At 71.1% G+C, this 2,363-nt stretch carries 1 protein-coding gene and 1 pseudogene; both read left to right on the top strand.

Translation table 11 applies throughout. The features are described from left to right. Positions 1-167 precede the first annotated feature (167 nt). Positions 168-1,202 (top strand): decaprenyl-phosphate phosphoribosyltransferase, encoded by a 1,035-nt coding sequence (locus G6028_RS06195; RefSeq protein ID WP_182609629.1) that lies wholly within the window; start codon positions 168-170, stop codon positions 1,200-1,202. Between the two features lie 16 nt (positions 1,203-1,218). Then, positions 1,219-2,363 (top strand): annotated as a pseudogene (locus G6028_RS06190) (arabinosyltransferase); the annotation flags it as partial.

Genomic DNA, 2,363 nt, shown 5'->3' with positions numbered 1-2,363 from the left:
GGCGTCCACTACCCTTCGGATGTGTTCGCCGGCGCCGCGGTCGGCGCGGGCTGCGCTGCGCTCACCCGCGCGGTCTGGCCCACGGACCCCGTCCAGCGCCTGCTGCCGGAGGCGCTGCGTGACGGCGCGCCCGGACCGCGCACCACCCCGACCCCCGAGGAGAATCGATGACCGATCAGACCGGAGTCCCGGCCTCCCGGGGCGGGGGCGATCATCACCTTCTCGGTGCGGAGCCGCACACCGCCAACGAGATCGACCTCGCCGAGGCCGAGGAGGAGGCCAAGGGCTCACCGCCCAGGAACCTGCTCGACGGCATGATCAAGGCCCTCCGGCCACGGCAGTGGGTCAAGAACGTCCTCGTGGTCGCGGCACCCGCCGCGGCCGGGTCGCAGACGCTCACCGACACCTCGGTCCTCTTCTCGGTCTTCATCGCCTTCGTGGCGTTCTGCATGGCGGCCTCGAGCGTGTACCTGATCAACGACGCGATGGACGTCGAGGCGGACCGCGCGCACCCCACCAAGCGGTTCCGTCCCATCGCCGCCGGGGTGCTGCCGGTCGGACTGGCCTACGGCATGGCGGTGGCGCTCATCGTCGCCTCGATCAGCATCTCGGTGCTGTTCACCCACCCGGCGCTGGCGATCGTCGTGGCCGTGTACATCGTGCTGCAGCTCATGTACTGCTTCGGACTCAAGCACCAGCCGGTGCTCGACATCGCGTTCGTCTCCTCCGGGTTCCTGCTCCGCGCGGTGGCGGGTGGCGCGGCGGCCGAGGTCGAGATCTCGCAGTGGTTCCTGCTGGTCATGGCGTTCGGCTCCCTGTTCATGGCGGCCGGTAAGCGGTACGCCGAACTGAACCTGCACCTGAGGACCGGGGCCAAGATCCGCAAGGCCCTGGAGAGCTACACCCCGACCTACCTGCGGTTCGTGTGGACGCTGTCGGCGACGGTGCTCGTGCTCTGCTACGCCCTGTGGGCGTACGACCGCGGTTCCGATCCCACCCAGCCGTCGGGCTCGGCCGTGTGGTTGCAGATCTCGATCGTGCCGTTCACCATCGCGGTGCTGCGCTATGCGGTCGACGTCGACGCCGCCCAGGCCGGCGAGCCCGAGGACATCGCGCTCGGGGACCGCGTCCTGCAGGTCCTGGCCGGGTTGTGGGTCCTGACCGTCGTGATCGGCGTCTACCTCGTGCCGTCCTTCGCCTGACCGGGGTGGGCGGGCGATGTCGGAGGTGACGGCGGGGAATCCGGGAGCGGGGCGTCCGGCAGCGGACCGGCCCCCGGCGACCGTGGCCTCGCGGAACCCTGAGCGGATCACGGAGCGGATCACCGGGCGACCCCGGGCCGAGCCGGCCGTCTTCTGGGGCGGCCTCGTCGTGGTGGTGGCGGTGTTCCTCGCCGGCGCGTGGCAGCGCCGGTGGATCGCCGACGACGGGCTGATCGTCCTGCGCACGGTCCGCAACCTCATCGCCGGCAACGGACCCGTGTTCAACGCGGGGGAGCGGGTCGAGTCCAACACCTCCACCCTGTGGACCTATCTCATCTATCTCACCCACGAGGTCGTCGGCTATCGGCTCGAGTTGGTCGCCCTGGGGTTGGCGCTGACGCTGAGCATGATCGCGGTCGCGTGCGCGATGCTCGGCACCCGCGTGATGTACCGGGGCACCCGGCGCGCCCCCGCCGGTGGTCCGATGCTGCTGTTGCCGCTGGGCGTGGTGGTCTACATCATGCTGCCGCCCGCCCGGGACTTCGCGAGCTCGGGCCTGGAGACGGGGCTGGTGATCTGCTGGATCGGCGTCATGTGGCTCGGCCTGCAGCGGTGGGCTCGCGCGCCGCACCGCGAGTACCGGTTCGGTCTACCCGCGGTGGGCACGGCCGCGATGGCGTTCATCGCCGGGCTCGGTCCGCTGGTGCGCCCCGAGTTGGCGCTGGCGGCGGTGGTGTTCCTGGCGCTGCTGGCGGCGTCACAGCAGTCGTGGCGGCATCTGGGCTGGTTGGTCGCCATCGCCGGAACCGTCCCGGTGGTCTACCAGATCTGGCGGATGTCGTACTACGCCCTGCCCTATCCGTTGACGGCCGTCGCCAAGGACGCGGGCGGGTCCAAGTGGGACAAGGGAGCCCAGTACCTGTGGGACCTGCTGTCGCCGTATGTCCTGCTCCTGCCGCTGGCGGTCGTCCTGGTCGCCGGTCTGGTCTCGCTGTGGGCCGTGCGCCGGTCGGACCCCGCCGCGTCCGGGTCCCCGCGTCGCCGGGGTGGGGTGACCGGTGACGACGACGAGGTGGGCGGTCTGCTCCGCCTGCGCGGCCGGGTCCGCTCGACCCCGGTCGTCACGGTCGCCTTCCTCGTGGTGGCCGTGATCATGCTGGC

The organism is Dietzia cercidiphylli, assembly GCF_014145145.1.
Classification (GTDB): domain Bacteria; phylum Actinomycetota; class Actinomycetes; order Mycobacteriales; family Mycobacteriaceae; genus Dietzia; species Dietzia natronolimnaea.
The sequence above is the reverse complement of the archived record's forward strand: the minus strand, read 5'-3'. Positions and strand labels throughout refer to the sequence as shown.